Source organism: Propioniciclava flava (assembly GCF_004126535.1).
GTDB classification, from domain to species: domain Bacteria; phylum Actinomycetota; class Actinomycetes; order Propionibacteriales; family Propionibacteriaceae; genus Propioniciclava; species Propioniciclava flava.
Genome location: NZ_PPCV01000003.1, coordinates 294316 through 310566 on the forward strand (window position 1 = coordinate 294316; position 16251 = coordinate 310566).

At 67.3% G+C, this 16251-nt stretch carries 13 protein-coding genes; 6 read left to right on the forward strand and 7 right to left on the reverse strand.

Features of this window, described 5'->3' with window-relative positions; translation table 11 throughout:
- Positions 1 to 2: 2 nt before the first annotated feature.
- From yidC to rpmH, 4 genes are read right to left on the reverse strand one after another with little or no spacing between them, the layout of a single operon-like run.
- On the reverse strand, positions 3 to 1052 hold the full coding sequence (gene yidC / locus C1706_RS06080) for a membrane protein insertase YidC (protein ID WP_129458423.1): 1050 nt from the start codon (positions 1050 to 1052) through the stop codon (positions 3 to 5).
- A gap of 28 nt (positions 1053 to 1080) precedes the next feature.
- Positions 1081 to 1320 (reverse strand): membrane protein insertion efficiency factor YidD, encoded by a 240-nt coding sequence (gene yidD, locus C1706_RS06085; protein ID WP_129458325.1) that lies wholly within the window; start codon positions 1318 to 1320, stop codon positions 1081 to 1083.
- On the reverse strand, positions 1317 to 1658 hold the full coding sequence (rnpA, locus tag C1706_RS06090) for a ribonuclease P protein component (RefSeq protein WP_129458326.1): 342 nt from the start codon (positions 1656 to 1658) through the stop codon (positions 1317 to 1319). Before rnpA ends, yidD begins: the two co-directional genes overlap by 4 nt.
- A gap of 19 nt (positions 1659 to 1677) precedes the next feature.
- A complete protein-coding gene (gene rpmH, locus C1706_RS06095) occupies positions 1678 to 1815 on the reverse strand; it encodes a 50S ribosomal protein L34 (RefSeq protein ID WP_129458327.1) in 138 nt (45 codons plus the stop codon).
- Between the two features lie 323 nt (positions 1816 to 2138).
- Between rpmH and dnaA the strand changes: the two genes are divergently transcribed.
- From dnaA to C1706_RS06115, 4 genes are all read left to right on the forward strand, one after another.
- Positions 2139 to 3527, forward strand: coding sequence for a chromosomal replication initiator protein DnaA (gene dnaA, locus C1706_RS06100; protein WP_129458328.1), 1389 nt, complete (start codon positions 2139 to 2141; stop codon positions 3525 to 3527).
- A 549-nt stretch (positions 3528 to 4076) separates the two neighbouring features.
- Positions 4077 to 5237 (forward strand): DNA polymerase III subunit beta, encoded by a 1161-nt coding sequence (gene dnaN, locus C1706_RS06105; protein ID WP_129458329.1) that lies wholly within the window; start codon positions 4077 to 4079, stop codon positions 5235 to 5237.
- Between the two features lie 19 nt (positions 5238 to 5256).
- Complete coding sequence (gene recF, locus C1706_RS06110; RefSeq protein WP_129458330.1) at positions 5257 to 6519, forward strand: DNA replication/repair protein RecF; 1263 nt, start codon at positions 5257 to 5259, stop codon at positions 6517 to 6519.
- On the forward strand, positions 6512 to 7081 hold the full coding sequence (locus C1706_RS06115) for a DciA family protein (protein WP_129458331.1): 570 nt from the start codon (positions 6512 to 6514) through the stop codon (positions 7079 to 7081). Before recF ends, C1706_RS06115 begins: the two co-directional genes overlap by 8 nt.
- Here C1706_RS06115 and yczE read toward each other — a convergent pair.
- The gene (gene yczE, locus C1706_RS06120; RefSeq protein WP_129458332.1) at positions 7078 to 7749 is read right to left on the reverse strand and encodes a membrane protein YczE; all 672 of its coding nucleotides are present in this window, start codon (positions 7747 to 7749) and stop codon (positions 7078 to 7080) included. The two genes, C1706_RS06115 and yczE, sit on opposite strands and share 4 nt — an antisense overlap.
- Before the next feature lie 61 nt (positions 7750 to 7810).
- On the opposite strand from yczE, the gene yczR reads away from it, so the two are divergent.
- Positions 7811 to 9280, forward strand: a complete 1470-nt coding sequence (gene yczR, locus C1706_RS06125) for a MocR-like transcription factor YczR (protein WP_129458333.1) — start codon at positions 7811 to 7813, stop codon at positions 9278 to 9280.
- Positions 9281 to 9293: 13 nt separating this feature from the next.
- Here yczR and C1706_RS14320 read toward each other — a convergent pair whose 3' ends face one another.
- Positions 9294 to 9650 carry a VOC family protein gene (locus C1706_RS14320; RefSeq protein WP_241653462.1) on the reverse strand — a complete coding sequence of 119 codons (357 nt, stop codon included), beginning with the start codon at positions 9648 to 9650 and terminating at the stop codon, positions 9294 to 9296.
- Positions 9547 to 10077 (reverse strand): VOC family protein, encoded by a 531-nt coding sequence (locus C1706_RS14565; protein ID WP_241653464.1) that lies wholly within the window; start codon positions 10075 to 10077, stop codon positions 9547 to 9549. Before C1706_RS14565 ends, C1706_RS14320 begins: the two co-directional genes overlap by 104 nt.
- A gap of 137 nt (positions 10078 to 10214) precedes the next feature.
- Here C1706_RS14565 and C1706_RS06135 point away from each other — a divergent pair, with 137 nt between their 5' ends.
- Positions 10215 to 16235 (forward strand): Ig-like domain-containing protein, encoded by a 6021-nt coding sequence (locus C1706_RS06135; protein WP_129458334.1) that lies wholly within the window; start codon positions 10215 to 10217, stop codon positions 16233 to 16235.
- Positions 16236 to 16251 lie beyond the last annotated feature (16 nt).

Below are 16251 nucleotides of genomic sequence, written 5' to 3' on the forward strand. Positions count from 1 at the left end.
CCTCAGGAACGGGGCCCCTGCTTGCGGGTGGCGCGTGAACCCTTGGTCGGCTGCTGCCGACGGACGCGCTGCTTACTCAATCCGTCGCCCGACTCCGACGCATCGGAATCAGCGGATGCAGGATCGACGTTGGTGTTCGTCGCGGTCGTGCCCTGACGCGCGACCTTGGTCGGATCGCCAGCCACCGGACTTGCCTTGGTCTTGCGCATCTTCGCGCGGCGCTCAGCCAAGATCGCGTCGGGATCCTTGCCGCGGGCGCGCATCCGATCCTGCCAATCGATGAACGCGGGCGTCCCAGGCGTCGGGTTGTTGTGGATCAGGATGTACTGCTGCCCCAGCGTCCACAGGTTCGAGGCGAACCAGTAGATCATGACGCCGATGGGGAAGTTCACGCCGGTGAACAAGTAGATCGCCGGGAAGAGGTACAGCATCATCTTCTGCTGCTGCGCCATCGGGCCCGTGAGTGCCTCCGGCGGCATGTTCTTGCGCGTCATCTGCAACTGCGTGATGAACAAGGTCACCGTCATGCCGATGATGAGGAAGACCGTCACGAAGAACGTCGAGTTGAAGTTCGTCAGGCCGTTGTTGCTCAAGGTGGCGGAGATCTCCGCACCGAAGACGCGAGCATGCTGCAGCGAGGTCACCAGGGCAGGGTTCTGCTCGAAGAAGTAACCCTTCGGCTGCCCGTGAGCTGCACCGTTGAGCACGTAGAACAAGCCCAGGAAGATCGGCATCTGGATCAGCAAAGGCAGACACGACGCGGCGGGGTTAACCCCCTCCTCGCGGTACAGCTTCTGCATCTCTTCGGCGAGCTTGTTGCGATCGCTGCCGTACTTCTCCTGCAGCGCGCGCGTCTTCGGCGCAACCAACTGCATCGAGCGGGAACTGTTGATCTGCTTGACGAACAGCGGAATCATCAGCATCCGGACGACGACGGTCAGCGACACGATCGCCAACGCCCACGTCCAGCCCGACTCGCTGTCGAGTACCTGGCTGTAAAGCCAGTGGAAGCCGACCAGGATGCCGGACATCGCGGCATAGATCGGCTGCATGATCAGGTCCAGGAAGCCGAGAATCCCGTCAAACACGCTGCACCTTCTGTGCGTCAGTGGTCGGCACGGGGTCAATGCCCCCGAGCGACCAGGGATGGCAGCGCACGAGGCGCTTCATGGTCAACCACGTGCCTTTTACGGCGCCATGGATCCGGACGGCGTCCAGAGCGTAGGCCGAGCACGTGGGATGAAACTTGCAGACATCCCCATACAGGGGGCTGATGACGGCGCGATAGGCCTTCAGAAGGCCAATCAGGACGTACTTCATCGAAACGACCCGAGCTTGCCCAACGCAGAATCCCACGCGGGCACCATGTCGTCTCGGAGGCACCCCGTCGCTGCCGACGGCAGCGCTCGCACCACAACGTCCACCCCGTCAGGGACGCGAGCAATCTGCTGCGCGACGAGGTGGCGGAGTTGTCGCTTCACGCGGTTGCGGGTGACGGCATTGCCGACCGCCTTGGAGACCACGAAGCCAGCCCGGGACGGTTGTGCCCCTGTAGCCAGCGCGTGGACCACCAAGGTATGCCGCCCAGCCCGGACACCCTGACGCACCACGGAACGGAACGCGTCCGAGGTGCGCAGTCTGTGTTCGGCGGGCAGCACCGCTGCGGAAGTTCTGTGGTCAGCCAGCGAGGCGGACGCGGCCCTTGCGGCGGCGCGCGGCCAGAATGCTGCGGCCGGCGCGCGTCCGCATGCGCAGGCGGAAACCATGGGTGCGGCTGCGACGCCGGTTGCTCGGCTGGAAAGTGCGCTTGCTCACGCCTGTTCTCCCTCGTGATCACGGTCTGATCGGATCGACTGGACCCACAGTGGACCCAGGCATCGCCAAGACGACGACTACCCAACGATACGCGGACGCGTCCCCATCGAGCAAACCGGAGCGTTCACAGGTGGCAAGTCGAGCCGACACGCCGGTCGCTCGTCGATTCGATCCTCGCCATTTGCCGGTCGTCACGACACAGGACTAGCGTGGCTCCCCACGACATGGCACCGCCAGCCGCCGTCGTCGTGTACGTTGTCCACACCTGTGGATGACGATTGTGGACACGTCGTCCCCAAAACCGGCGTATTGAGGAGAGTGTGATGGCCGACGACGCCACCCTCGCCTCGGCATGGGCGCATGTGATCGACTCCGCTCCGACACCGGTCAAGGTGTGGGTGAAGGCAGCCAAACCCTTGGCTTTGCACGAGTCGACACTGCTGGTCGCCGTCCCCAACGACTTCAGCCGCGAACGCATCGCCTCGCGCAACCGAGACATGATCGAAGGCGCCCTCACTGCCTTCTATCGACGCCCCATTCACATCGCGGTCAGCGTGGATTCCTCCCTCGAACCCGACGACACCGACACGGACACCGTCGCCCCCGAACTCCCATTGGAGGTGACCTCGCACGGCCTCGGAGCCTCACACGTCAGCGCCACCTCGAACATGTCGGGGGACCGGCTCAACCCGAAGTACACCTTCGAGAACTTCGTCATCGGCAGTTCGAACCGGTTCGCTCACGCGGCCGCGGTCGCCGTCGCCGAGGCCCCCGGCAAGTCGTACAACCCCCTGATGATCTATGGCCCCTCCGGCCTGGGGAAAACTCACCTTCTCCACGGCATCGGGCACTACGTTTTGCAGTACTTCCCGCAGGTTCGGGTCAAGTACGTCTCGACCGAAGAGCTCACCAACGACTTCATCAACGCGATCTCGGAGAACCGGACGGTCGAGTTCCGGCGCACCTACCGTGACATCGACGTGTTGCTGATCGACGACATCCAGTTCCTGGAGAGCAAGATCCAGACCCAGGAAGAGTTCTTCCACACGTTCAACACTTTGCACAACGCGCAAAAGCAGATCGTGATGACGTCGGATCGCCCGCCCAAAGCCCTCGAAGCGCTGGAGCCGCGGCTTCGCAGCCGCTTCGAGTGGGGTCTGCTGACCGACATCCAACCGCCCGACCTCGAGACGCGCATCGCCATCTTGCGGAAGAAGGCGTCAGCGGAGCATCTCATGGCCACACCGGAGGTCCTGGAGTTCATCGGCGGCAAGATCGCCACCAACATCCGCGAACTCGAAGGCGCACTGATCCGCGTCACCGCGTTCGCCTCGCTGAACCACCAGCCGGTCGATCTGCGCCTGGCCGAGGAGGTCCTCAAAGACCTCATCCCCGAGGGCCTGGAGACCCAGATCACGCCGCCGCTGATCATGACCCAGACCGCGAACTACTTCAACATCACCATCGACGACCTGTGCGGCCCGGCCCGCACCCACGTCCTGGTCACCGCCCGGCAGATCGCCATGTACCTGTGTCGTGAACTGACGGACTTCTCCCTGCCCGCGATCGGGCGGCTGTTCGGGAACCGCGACCACACCACGGTGATGCACGCCAACAAGAAGATCCGCCAGCTCATGGCCGAGCGTCGGACGATCTACAACCAGGTCACCGAACTCACCAACCGCATCAAACAAGCCGCCTCCGCCCACTAGCGGCACACCCTCGCATCTCGGCCCCTCCGGCGAGCTCGCGCTTTCCGCAGCGTCATGGGGCCCCCTTCTCGTGGTCGAGAGGGGGTCCCGTCGATGCGCCTTCGCCCCGTGTCGCCTCCACGATGTGGACAGGTCGGCACCGCGTCACCCCCAGGACACGGACGCGTTACCCGCAGGCGAGTTCTCCCCAGGAAGGCTGTGGACAAGTACCTCAAACTGTGGACAGAGTGGATAACGTCACGGTTAACCACAACGCATCCCCGGCCTACGGTTGGTTCTCCACAGCATCACCGGGGGCGAAACACCGCCACGATCAGGCGATTCGATCGCCATCCACGGTATGCACAGGGGTGATGACGACCGAGAAAGGTTAGACATCTCCCTCTCCTCTAAGTCTGCGGATGGGCATATGTGGGTAACGCCCATGCCGCCCACGATGCAGGCGTCCCTGAACTGCCCTTGCCGCTACCACCCTCAACAGGGGACACCTCCCGACCGCCCGGTCTGGATATGATCGCTATGCAGCCAATCCACGATCGGGGAGCATCAGTGAAGATTCGAGTCGAGCGCGACGTCCTCGCGGACGCCGTCCAGTGGGTAGCCCGTAGCTTGCCGAACCGCCCCAGCGTCCCGATCCTCGCTGGTCTGCGCATCGAAGCGTCCGGTGCTGAGGTTGTCTTGTCGACGTTCGACTACGAGACGTCGGCGAAGGCCACGGTTCCGGCCGAAGTGAAGGACGACGGGGTCGCGCTCGTCTCCGGACGACTGCTGGCCGACATCGCCCGCAGCCTCCCGGCCAAGCCCGTCGATCTGAGCTCCGATGATTCGCGGTTGGAGATCACCTGCGGCAGCGCCCGCTTCACGCTGCAGTTGCTGCCTGTTGGCGAGTACCCGGATCTGCCCGCCATGCCCGCGTCCACGGGCACCCTGACCCCCGACGTCTTTGCTCAAGCCGTTTCGCAGGTGGTCGTCGCCGCCGGCCGTGACGAGCTGTTGCCCGTGTTCACCGGCGTCCGGTTGGAGATCGAGGGCGACACCTTGTCGCTGCTGGCCACCGACCGCTACCGCATGGCGTTGAAGGAACTCCCTTGGAGCCCCACCAGCCGCATCGGCGACGCGGCCGCGCTGGTGCCCGCACGAGTGCTCTCCGAGTCGTCCAAGTCGATGACCGCAGGGGAGAAGATCTCCTTGTCGCTGGCGACGGTTGAGGCTGGCGACGGCCTCATCGGGTTCGAGGGCGAGGGCGGCAACGGCGTCCGCCAGATCACCACGCGACTGCTGGATGGTGAGTTCCCCAAGGTCCGGCACCTCATGAACGTTCAGCCGACGCTGACCGTCCGCGCCAACACCTCCGAGGTGGTTGCTGCGGTGAAGCGCGTCGCCTTGGTGGCTGAGCGCAACACGTCGCTGCGGATGATGATCGAGGCTGATCACCTGACCTTCGAGGCCGCGACGGGCGACCAGGCTCAGGCCGTCGAGGCCGTCGAGGCCAACGTGGTCGATGAGACGGGCAACGGGCTGGCCATGAACGCCGCAGGCTTCAACCCGCACTACCTGCTGGACGCGCTGAACGCCCTCGACACCCCGTACGTGAACTTCGCCTTCACCGCGCCGGGCAAGCCGTGCCTGCTGACGCCGCTGGTCGAGATCGACGGGGAGCCGTCGACCGACTACAAGCACGTCATCATGCTCATGCGCCTGCCGCAGTGACCCGGGCGCGTCGAGCGCAGTGTTCCTCACCCATTTAAGCCTCGCGGACTTCCGCTCCTGGCCGTTCGCCGAACTCGAGTTCGGGCCCGGCGTCACGACGCTGACCGGACGCAACGGTCAAGGCAAGACGAACCTGGTTGAAGCGGTGGAGTACCTGGCCACCCTCGGTTCGCATCGGGTGGCCTCGGATGCTCCGCTCATCCGTTTCGGATCGCCACGGGCACTCGTGCGGGCACGCGTCCAGGCAGGCCTCGATGACGCGCGGACCCTGGCGCTCGAGGTGGAAATCAACGCTGGCAAGGCTAATCGCGCGTCGCTGAACCGGGGCCCGCTGAAACGTCCTCGTGATCTGCTGGGCGCGCTACGGGTGGTCTTGTTCGCCCCCGACGACCTCGCTTTGGTGAAGGGTGACCCGTCGGACCGGCGTCGGTTCCTCGACGATCTGGTCACCCAGCGCTGGCCGCGCCTGGCGGGAGTACGCGCCGACTATGACCGCGTCCTGCGGCAGCGTTCGGCGCTGCTGAAGTCTTTGGGCGGACGCCGCGGACCGGTGGGCCCCGACGTGGCCGCCACGCTGGAGGTGTGGGACGAATCCCTGGCCGGTTTCGGCGGCGAACTGCTCCACGCCCGACTTCAAACGCTGCGCGACCTCGCCGAACCCGTCGCGCAGGCCTACCTGGCGATCGCGCCCTCGAACAACGTCGCCGCGCTGGCCTACAAGTCCAGTTCGCTAGGTCTGGATCCTCGCCCGGGCGACACGCTGGACGGCCTTGCCGCAGCGCGCCAGGCCGACGACGAGGCGAGTGCGGACGGCTCGCTGCTCGACGCGTCCCCGGCCGAGTTGGCCGCGCTCCTGCGCGCTCGTATGGAGCACCGACACCGAGAAGAGATCGCGCGCGGAGTCACCTTGGTGGGCCCGCACCGCGACGACCTGGTCTTATCGCTGGGGGAGTTGCCCGCCAAGGGGTATGCGTCGCACGGGGAATCCTGGTCGTTCGCGTTGGCCTTGCGGCTGGCGGCCTACGCGCTCCTGCGTGCCGACGGTGTGGAGCCGGTCCTCATCCTGGACGACGTGTTCGCCGAACTGGACGAGGTGCGGCGTTCCCGGCTCGCCGAACGGATCGCCGAGGCAGAGCAGGTGCTCATCACCGCCGCCGTGGCCACCGATGTGCCCGCTGCGCTGGCCGGGCGTCGCTATGTGATCGCCGAGGGGCAGGTGCGTCGCGTGGCTGAGGCTGACGACGCCACCGATGTGACAGCGGGGGAGCCCGACGATGCGTGACCCACACACCCCTGACGTCGAACCCTCGGGAGACCCGGAGGATCCCGCTCCCCGGCAGGAGGTCGAGTTCGACGAGGTGGCGTTCAATCCCACCGGGCTCGACCTTGCGCGTCAGATCGCTGAAGCCGCAGGCAGGACGGTCCCCGCGCCGCCGCCTCGGCCCAAGAAGCGGCGGCGTCCCGGACGCCGGGCGCGGGAAGAGCGCCGCGGGGATCCCATGCCCTTGGGGGACGCCTTGGAGCGGGTCATCGAGCAACGGGGCTGGTCCGCCGACGTCAACGTCCATCTGCTGATGGGACGCTGGGCGGAACTGGTGGGCCCTGTGGTGGCCGAGCACAGCACCCCGGAGGCGTACACCGACAAGGTCTTGGTGGTGCGCACCAGTTCGACGGCCTGGGCCTCCCAACTGAGACTGATGGCCCCCCAGCTCGTGGCCAAGATGAACGCGTCGCTGGGCGATGGAACGATCCTGCGCGTCCAGATCATCGGCCCGAGTGCGCCGAGTTGGAAGCACGGGCCCCGCTCGGTGAAGGGGCGAGGCCCGCGCGATACGTACGGCTAACCGGCGTCGACCGGGCGCAGATCTACGGTGAAGACCCGCAGGAAGAACTGCACGAGCGGGCCGATCGTGAGCGCGTACACGATGGTGCCTAGGCCGAGCGTTCCCCCGAGCAGGAAGCCGGACGCCAGCACGATCACCTCGATCCCCGTCCGGGTGAGTCGTACCGACCAACCGGTCCGTCGGACCAAGCCGGTCATCAGGCCGTCGCGGGGACCGGGGCCGAGTTGGGAGCCGATGTAGAGGCCGCCGGCGATCCCGTTGAGGACGATCCCGCCGATCAAAAGCGGGATCCGACCCGCGAGCGAGTCCGGCACCGTGAGGAGGGCGAGGCTGACGTCGGTGGCGACGGCGATGACGACGATGTTCGCGATCGTCCCAAAGCCTGGCCACTGCCGCAGCGGGATCCACAACAGCAGCACCCCGACGCCAACCAGGAACACGATCGTCCCGAAGGAGGCCCCGGTGCGCCGGGTGAGTCCCTCGTGGAATACGTCCCAGGGGTCGAGCCCGAGCGTGCTGCGCACCTGCATCGCCATGGAGAGGCCGTAGAGGATCAGGCCGATCATTAGTTGGGTCATGCGGCGAGGCAGGCGGCCTGCGCGGAGTTGTTCGCCGGGGGTCAGGGCGAGCAGGGGAGCGCCTGAGGGACGCGAAACCAGAACGGACATGGCACCACTGTCACGTCAAGTGGACTGGTGAACAATAGCCACTTTGGTGATACTGGACTGCATGAGCCTCCGCATCCCCGCAGCGAAGCTGGCACCCCTGAAGGACCTCCCGGTCGAAGGGACCGCCGCCTATCGCGTCCTCGCAGGCGGGATCCGCGATTGGCTCATGGACGGTCGGCTCGTCCCCGGGACGGTGCTGCCCAGCGAACGTGCCCTCACCGCAACGCTCGGCGTCAGCCGCACCACCGTGACGCGCGCCTACCAGGAACTCGTCAAAGAGGGCTACGCGGCCACCCGCCGCGGCTCGGGGACGGTCGTCCGGTTCCCGGGAGCGGGTCCGCGTCGACTGAGCCCGTTCGGCCCCCAACTCACCGACCCGACCGACGACCAGGTGGACTTCACCTGCGCGGCGTCCGCGGCCCCGCCAGGACTGATGGGGGCCGTAGAGGCTGCGATGTGCGAACTCGGCGCGCACGCGCGCGGGATCGGCTACCACCCGCGCGGGATGCCCGCGCTACGTGAGGCCGTCGCCCAGCGCTACCGCGACCGAGGCGTCCCGACCAGTGCCGAGAACATCCTGATCGTCCCGGGAGCGCTCGCCGGGGCGGCGGTGGTGGCCCGAGCCCGGGTCCGTGCCGGTGATCGGGTGCTCATCGAATCCCCGACGTACCCCAACGTCACCGAGGCGCTGCGCGCCGAACGCGCACGTCTGGTGGGGATCGGCGTCGCCGGGGGCTGGCACGGGGCCGAGATCGCCCAGGCCGTGGCGCGGACGCGTCCGCGACTCGCCTTTCTGATCCCCGACTATCACAACCCGACGGGGACGCTGATGGACGACGCCACGCGCGCGGAGATCGCGCAGATCCTGGATGCGGGGGAGAGCACGGCGGTCATCGACGAGACCATGGCCGAACTCGATCTGAGCGGCGACGACGGCCTGGCGCGTCCGGCGCCCTTCGCCGCCTACAGTGCCTCTGCCCTCACCATCGGGAGCATGAGCAAGTCGTTTTGGGGTGGCATCCGCGTGGGCTGGATTCGTGCGCCACGTCACGACATGGAAGCGCTCCATGCCGCCTCATTGACCTTCTCACTAGGGTGTTCGGCACTCGACGAACTCGTGGCGGTGCACCTGCTGGCCGACGCCGAACACATCGTGGCCGCGCGTCGTGCCGCGCTGCGGCAGGCGCGCGACTCCTTGGCCGGTCTCCTCCGCACACACCTGCCGACCTGGGAGTTCACCCTTCCGCCCGGCGGGCTGACGCTGTGGTGCCGCTTGCCCGAGCCGGTCGCGGTGACGGTGGCTGCCGAGGCGGAACGGCTGGGGGTCTACGTCGTCCCCGGGGTCCGGTTCGCCGTGGGTGGCGGGATGGCGCACCACGTCCGCCTACCGTATGCGGGCGATCCGGCGACGTTCCTCGGGGCGGTGGAGCGGCTGCGGAGCGCCTACGATGCCGCACTCAGGGCGCCGTCCTCGCTCCCGACGCCACGCGATCCCGTGACGCTGGGGGAGCGGGACGCCCTGATCGCCTGACGCACGGCGCCTTTCAGGCGCTCACGCGCACGAGGTTGCCCCACGGATCGTCCAACTCGACGGTGGCGCCGTCTTCCCGGGTCTGGATGCCGTGAGCGCGAGCGCGGGCGTCGAGGTCAGCCACGTCGTCGGGGGTCGGGACGACGATGTCGACGCGTCCCAGCCCCAGCGCCGGGGCACGCAGGCCCACGCCCTGGGAGGTCCATGTGTTCATGGCCATGTGGTGGTGATAGCCCCCCGCGGACACGAATAGGGCGCCGGGGAGTTCAGCGGTGACGTCGAACCCGAGGGTGCCTGCGTAGAAGTCCTTCGCGCGGGCGGTGTCGCCGACTTTGAGGTGGACGTGGCCGAGGATGGTCTGATCTGGCAGCGATCCACGGCGTCCCGGGGTGGTGTCGACGACGTCGCGGGCGGTCGTAATACAGTTCGACGCCATTGCCCTCGGGGTCGTCGAGGTAGAACGCCTGGGAGACGAGGTGATCCCCGGAGCCGGTGTAGAGGCCGGGTCGGGCTTGGGCGAAGGACGCCAGCGTGGTGGCCAGGGCGGTGGGGCCGTCATGGAGGATCGCGGTGTGGAACAGTCCCGCCGTGCGTCGTTCTCCGCGTGGGAGCCCTGGTCGATGACGCAGCCTCACCAAGACATCGGTGCCGCGACCCAGGTCGACGGTGTCCCCGTGTGCGCTGATCTGGTCCAGCAGCAAGACGTCGCGGTAGAAGGCCGTCAAAGCGTCGAGGTCGGCCACGTCGAGGACGACGCTTCCCATGTGCGTCGAAGCGGGCAGTGTCGCGGTGTTCATGATCCTCCCAACAGTTGATGAATCAACCATATTCCGGGGGAGTTTCTAGGATCGCATTCGTTGCTACTCTGACGCGCGGGGTTTGAACATCTTCCAACGACCGGCGACCGCCCCAACCGCCGTGGGGGTACTCGTTCATGGCGGGACTGCTGCGCAAACAACGACGCGGCATCGCAGCGCTGCTCGCGATCGCGGTGGTCATGGCGCTGCTGGCAGCGCTCCACCCCGGGGTTCCGGCGCGCCAAATGCAACTCAATGACGGCGGCATCTGGGTCACCAACCAAAACCTGCGCCTCGTCGGTCACCTGAACTACCCCTCACGCACCCTCGACGGCGCCGTGCGGACCACCACGCCCACGTTCGACGTCTCGCAAGCAGGCGACACCGTCTTCGTGGAAGACGCCGTGAACGCGCGCACCAGCAGCGTCGACACAGCCGCGTTCACCATCGACCAAGGTGCCGAGCACGGCAAGAGCGTCGTCTTCAGCCACGCCGCCAACACCACCGCCTTCGCGGACGCCCAGGCGGGCCGCGTCTGGGTCATGGACGCCTCCCAGGCCAGCGGATTCAGCACCACCGCAGAACCCACGTTGGAAGACGTCCCGGGCGCGCGCGCCATCGTCGGCACCGACGGCGTCGCGAACATCGTCCTACCCAGCGGCGCGGTCAAGCGCGTCGAACAGCGCGAAGTGAAAGACGTCGGCACCATCCAGGGCCTGAAGGATCTGGCGTCCGGGGACATCACGATGGTGGGGGACACCCTGGTCGTGTTGGATCGTGCCTCGTCCATGGTGCGCACCGTGCACGGGTCAACCCCGGTCGATTCCCCCCAACGAATGGTGCTGCAGCAGCCTGGTCCGGCCGCCGAGACGGTCCTCGTTGCGGGAGAAGACAGCTACCTGGCCGCGCCGTTGACGGGCGGCGACGTCGCCCCGACCCCGGTGCAGGGCAAGGGAAAGCCTGCGCGCCCGGTCCTCCTGCAAGGGTGCAGCTATCTGGCCTGGGCAGGCACGGGCAACTACGTGCGCACCTGCGGCAAGCCCGCCGACAGCAAAGCCGAGTCGGTGGAAGCGCTGCGCGGATCCACCGAGTTGGCCTTCCGCACCAACCGAGACGTGATCGTCCTCAACGACACGGCGTCCGGCCGGCTCGTCATGGTCAACCAGAACATGCAGGTCGTCGACAACTGGGAACAGATCAACACCCAAAACAAAGAAACCCAAGACGACACCCTTTCCGACACCGAAACCACCGACCAGATGTCGGTGGACAAAAACAAGTCCGACACCAAGCCCGACGCGCTCGACGACGAGTACGGCGTCCGCCCTGGCAAGTCGTTCACCTTGCCCGTCCTCGAAAACGACGTCGATCCCGACGGTGACCTCCTGCTCGCCTCGGTCAAGACCCAGCCCAAGGGGGCCACGGTGTCGCGGGCGCGCGGCGGGGAGGCGCTGAGCATCGACGTCCCGGCCGATGCGCCACCCTCGATGTCGTTCCAGTACACGGCCGACGATGGGCGCGGGGGAACCGACGACGCCAACGTCCGCATCACCGTGTTCGGCCCTCAGGTGAACAAGGAGCCGTTCCAGCGGCGCAACTCCGAGGTCCGCGTCGGCTCCCGCGGCGAGGCCAGCTACGCGATCCTCAGCGACTTCCGCGACCCCGAAGGCGACGCGATGTACGTCCAAGGCGTCAGCGGCACCAAGGACCTCTCGGTGGAGTACCGCCCCGACGGCGTACTGACCATCAAGGATCTCGGCACCGCGGCGCCCGGACCGCAGAAGGTGCAAGTCAGCGTCAGCGACGGGGTCAACGTGGGCACCGGCACGTTGACCGTCAACATCTTGGAACCCAACCAGCCGCCCATCGCCAATGCCGACCACGTGACGGCGTTGAAGGGGCAGAAGGTCACCGTCCAGCCGCTGGCCAACGACAGCGACCCCAACGGCCGCGGGCTACGGCTCACCTCAGTCGACCCGGCTCCTGCCGGGATGAGCATTGCCCCGGACTTCAGCACCGGCACGGTGCAGTACTCCTCGGAGACCACCGGGACGTTCTACCTGGGCTACCAGGTGGCCAACGAGTCGCCCACCGTCGCCACCGGGTGGATTCGCGTGGACGTCGCCGAGCCGGTCGAAGGCCGTCCGGTGCCCTCCGACGACCTGGCCATGCTGCCCGCAGGCGGGGCGACCATCGTGGATGCACTCGCCAACGACACCGACCCCCAGGGCGGGGTGTTGATCCTGAAGTCGGTGAAGGTTCCCGACCAGTCCGGGCTCGCGGTCGAGATCATCGACCACAGCCAGGTCAAGATGAGTTCACCGGCCGGGCTGAGCAAGCCCGTCGACGTCACCTACACCGTCTCCAACGGCAGCGGTGAGGCGACCGGACGCATCACCGTGGTCCCGTTGCCCGCCAGCGCGACCCTCCTGCCGCCGCGCGCCACCGACGATGAGGCGGTCGTCCGCGACGGTGACATCGTCAGCATTCCCGTGCTGCGCAATGATTTCTCCCCCTCGGGGCTGGCCTTGGCGATCGATCCGAACGTCACCATCGAGGGCGGCGACACGACCTTCGGGGACGCTTTCGTCTCCCGCGACAAGGTGCGCTTCCGGGCCAAGAAGCCCGGAACGTTGCGGCTCAACTACACCGTGCGCGACACCGCGGGGAACTTCGACACCGGGCAGGTGGTGCTCACCGTCAGGCCGCTGACCGGGGCCGAAACCAACAGCCCGCCCGTCCCGCAACCGTTGGAGGGGCGCGTGCTCGCGGGCGCGACCGTGACCATTCCGGTCCCCACCGACGGCATCGACCCCGAGGGCGACTCGGTGAGCCTGGTGGGCTTGGCGAGCGGTCCCGTGCTGGGCACCGCGACGGTCGAGGGCTCGACGATCGTCTACACCGCGTCGGGCTCCTCCGTGGGCACCGACACGTTCTCCTACGCCGTCGCCGACCGGTTCGGCGCGACCTCGACGGCCTCGCTGCGGGTGGGCGTCGCGACGCCGAACGCCACGAATCAGGCCCCGTTCGCTGTGCCCGATGACGTGTCGATGCGCCCCGATCGTCGCCTGAGCATCAACCCGGTCGCTAACGACGTGGACCCCGACGGCGACAGCCTGTCGCTGGTGGCCGACAGTGTCGTCCCGACCGACTCGACGACCACGGTTCCGGCGAGCGTCGAGAAGGGGCAGATCACGCTGCGTTCCCCGCGTGAGGCGGCCACCCTGCGGTACTACTACGACGTCACCGATGGACGCGGCGGCACCGCCCGAGGCGTCCTGACCGTCCACGTCAGCCCCGATGCCGAGACCAAGCCTCCCGTGGCGATCGACGACCTGGTGTCCACGGCGTCCATCGGCGAACGCACCTCAGTCGAGGTGGACGTGCTAGCCAACGACTACGACCCCGACGGCAGCACCAAGGATCTGACCGTTAGCACCAAGGATCCCGGGGCGACCGTCACGAACGGCACGATGGTCACCGTCCAACTCACCGACCAGCGTCAGGTGGTGCTCTACTCGATCACGGACCTGGACGGGCATGTGGGGCAAGGGGCGATCATCGTGCCGCCGCTCGACTCGGGCGTCCCGTACCTGGATCTGACGAAGATCCCGCTGCGGGTGAAGGCCGGGGAGATGCTCGACGTGCACCTGCGCGACATCGTCATCGTGCGGCCCGGGCACAGCCCACGGCTCACCTTCGCCGACACGGTGCGCGTCGGAGCCGGGGCCGACACCACCCAGCCCGTCCGCGACGATGTGACGTTGCAGTACCGATCGTTGCCGGAGTTCACGGGCGCCAGCTCGATCACCTTCGAGGTCACCGACGGGGCGAACGCGGACGACCCGAAGGGCCGCCGCGCCATCTTGTCGGCGCCGATCATCGTCGAACCCTCCACCTCCCATCAGCCGGTGTTCACCCCATCGGAGGTGTCGGCTGCTGCGGGCGAGACGCGGACGGTCGATCTGAAGCAGATGGTCACCGACCCTGATGAGGGCGACATGGATCGTCTCCGGTTCACCTTGGGGGCCGTGCCAGCAGGATTCACCGCACGGCTGGACGGTTCTTCGCTCGTCGTCGAGGCCGCCGCCGACGTGGCGCCCGGAACCCGAGCACCGCTCCCGGTGACCGTCACCGACGGGTCGACGGCACCCGTCAGCGGCACCATCACCTTGACGGCGACCGCGTCCACCCGACCGCTGATGACGATCCGCGCCGTGTCGATCAACGACGGCAAGGCGGGGCAGCCGTCGGTGACCGATCTGTCGACCGCAATCTCTAACCCGTTCTCCGATCAGGGCAAGCCGGTCACGATCGCAGGCGGACCGGAGTCGACCGTCCCGGGGACGCGGATCGAGGTGACCGGGCTGCGAATGTCCATCACGCCCCCCGCGGGCTACCACGGTCAACTGGTCGTCACCTACACCGCCGTGGACGCCACCGGCTCGCCTTCTCGGTCCGTCAAGGGCACCGTCACGGTGACGGTGCGCGACAAGCCCGACGCTCCGACCGCAGTGACCGCCGAGACGCATCTGTCCCGGACGGCCACGGTCAGTTGGACGGCGGGGGCGAACAACGGCGCGCCCATCACCGACTTCACGGTGTCGTGGCGCAGCGCGGACGGCGGCGCCAACGGCAGCCGCAGCTGCGGTGCCGTCACCACCTGCCTGATCACCACGCTCAGCAACAACGCGTCCTACACGTTCACGGTGACCGCCACCAACGAGGTGGGGGAGAGCGATCCGTCGGCGGCGAGCGCGGCGATCCGTCCCGACGTGAAGCCGAACCCGCCCGGTACCCCGATCGCCGAGTTCGGCGACAAGCAGGCGAGCCTGTCGTGGGCTGCTGCTGAGGTTCCCGACGGCGGCTCCCCGGTGCGCACCTACACGGTGCAGGTGAGCCCCGGCGGCGCGACCCAGCAGGTCAGCGGGACGTCCATGGTGTGGAGCGGGCTGACGAATGGGACGGCCTACACGTTCCGGATCCAGGCGCACAACGACGACCCGAACCCGTCGGACTGGTCGGCCAGTTCGGTGCCGGTCGTCCCGGCCGGGGTGCCGCTGCAGCCTGCCGCCCCGCAGGCGGTGAAGGACGCGGCGAGTCCCCTGCCGCCCTCGGTGACGGTGCGATGGGGGGCGCCAGGGGGCAACGGGGACGACAACCTGACCTACGAGATGCGTCGCACCGGAACCGAGTCCGTCCTCTACAGCAAGTCGGGTCTGTCGACCAAGGTCACCATGAGCGTCTCGGAAAGCAACCAGAGCTTCGAGGTGCGCGCTCGGAACAAGGCGGGCTGGGGAAACTGGTCCCCGGCGTCCAACGGTGTCCGAGGGTGGCAGACGCCCGGCGCGGTGACGGGGCTGTCCTCGGAGGCTACGGGGGCGAATGGCCAAGTCAAGATCACCTTTGGGGCGGCTAACGGCAACGGCGCGACCGCCTCAGAGATGAAGTACTACTGGCTCGCCAACGGGATTACGGGAACGCTCAACCCCGGCACCACCACCGTCACGAACGGTGCGGCCTTCCCGAACGGGAGAAACACGTCCGTGGCCGTCTATGCGGTCAGCACCGTGAACGGGGAGTCGGTCCAGGGTGCCTCCACCTCGACGACAGTGAACCCGTACGGGCCACCGACCAGCCCATCTATGTCGTGCAGTGCCTCCGGAACCAGCCTTACCTGCTCGTGGAGTGGCGGGAACGACAACGGCCGTTCGACCAACTTCCAGATCTCGGGTGATTGGTCCACCGGCGATGGGGGAGCATCCGGTACGCATGGGTTTGGGGACATCGGCTACTCCGCGAGCCGGTCCCTGTGCGTCCAGGCAGTCCAGGCTGGTGGCGCGACGGGCGCACGGAACTGCAACAGCGCCACGACGCAAGCGCGACCCAAGACGGTCGAGATCCTCAAGTACGGCAACGCCTACACGTTCCCGGATTGCACCGACCGGTCCTGCCAGTACATCACCATCAGAACCCAGAACTTCGATGGCAACGTCCAATGCACGCTGCAATGGGAGTATCCGCGCGGGGTGATGTCCGACTGGCGTACCTACACGATCGGGCCCAATGCCAGCTACCAGACCCGCGACTTCTACGGCATGCCGGGCGGCCGGGTGCAGGCCAACTGCGGCGGCGTTGTCGGCGGCATCAACTGGTAACACCACCTACCTGACC

Bases quoted from the DNA above. Each gene is read 5' to 3' on its own strand.
- yidC (WP_129458423.1), bottom strand. From the start codon at position 1,052: ATGCAGCCGATCTATGCCGCGATGTCCGGCATCCTGGTCGGCTTCCAC.
- yidD (WP_129458325.1), bottom strand. From the start codon at position 1,320: ATGAAGTACGTCCTGATTGGCCTTCTGAAGGCCTATCGCGCCGTCATC.
- dnaA (WP_129458328.1), top strand. From the start codon at position 2,139: ATGGCCGACGACGCCACCCTCGCCTCGGCATGGGCGCATGTGATCGAC.
- C1706_RS06115 (WP_129458331.1), top strand. From the start codon at position 6,512: ATGCGTGACCCACACACCCCTGACGTCGAACCCTCGGGAGACCCGGAG.
- yczE (WP_129458332.1), bottom strand. From the start codon at position 7,749: ATGTCCGTTCTGGTTTCGCGTCCCTCAGGCGCTCCCCTGCTCGCCCTG.
- yczR (WP_129458333.1), top strand. From the start codon at position 7,811: ATGAGCCTCCGCATCCCCGCAGCGAAGCTGGCACCCCTGAAGGACCTC.
- C1706_RS14565 (WP_241653464.1), bottom strand. From the start codon at position 10,077: ATGAACACCGCGACACTGCCCGCTTCGACGCACATGGGAAGCGTCGTC.
- C1706_RS06135 (WP_129458334.1), top strand. From the start codon at position 10,215: ATGGCGGGACTGCTGCGCAAACAACGACGCGGCATCGCAGCGCTGCTC.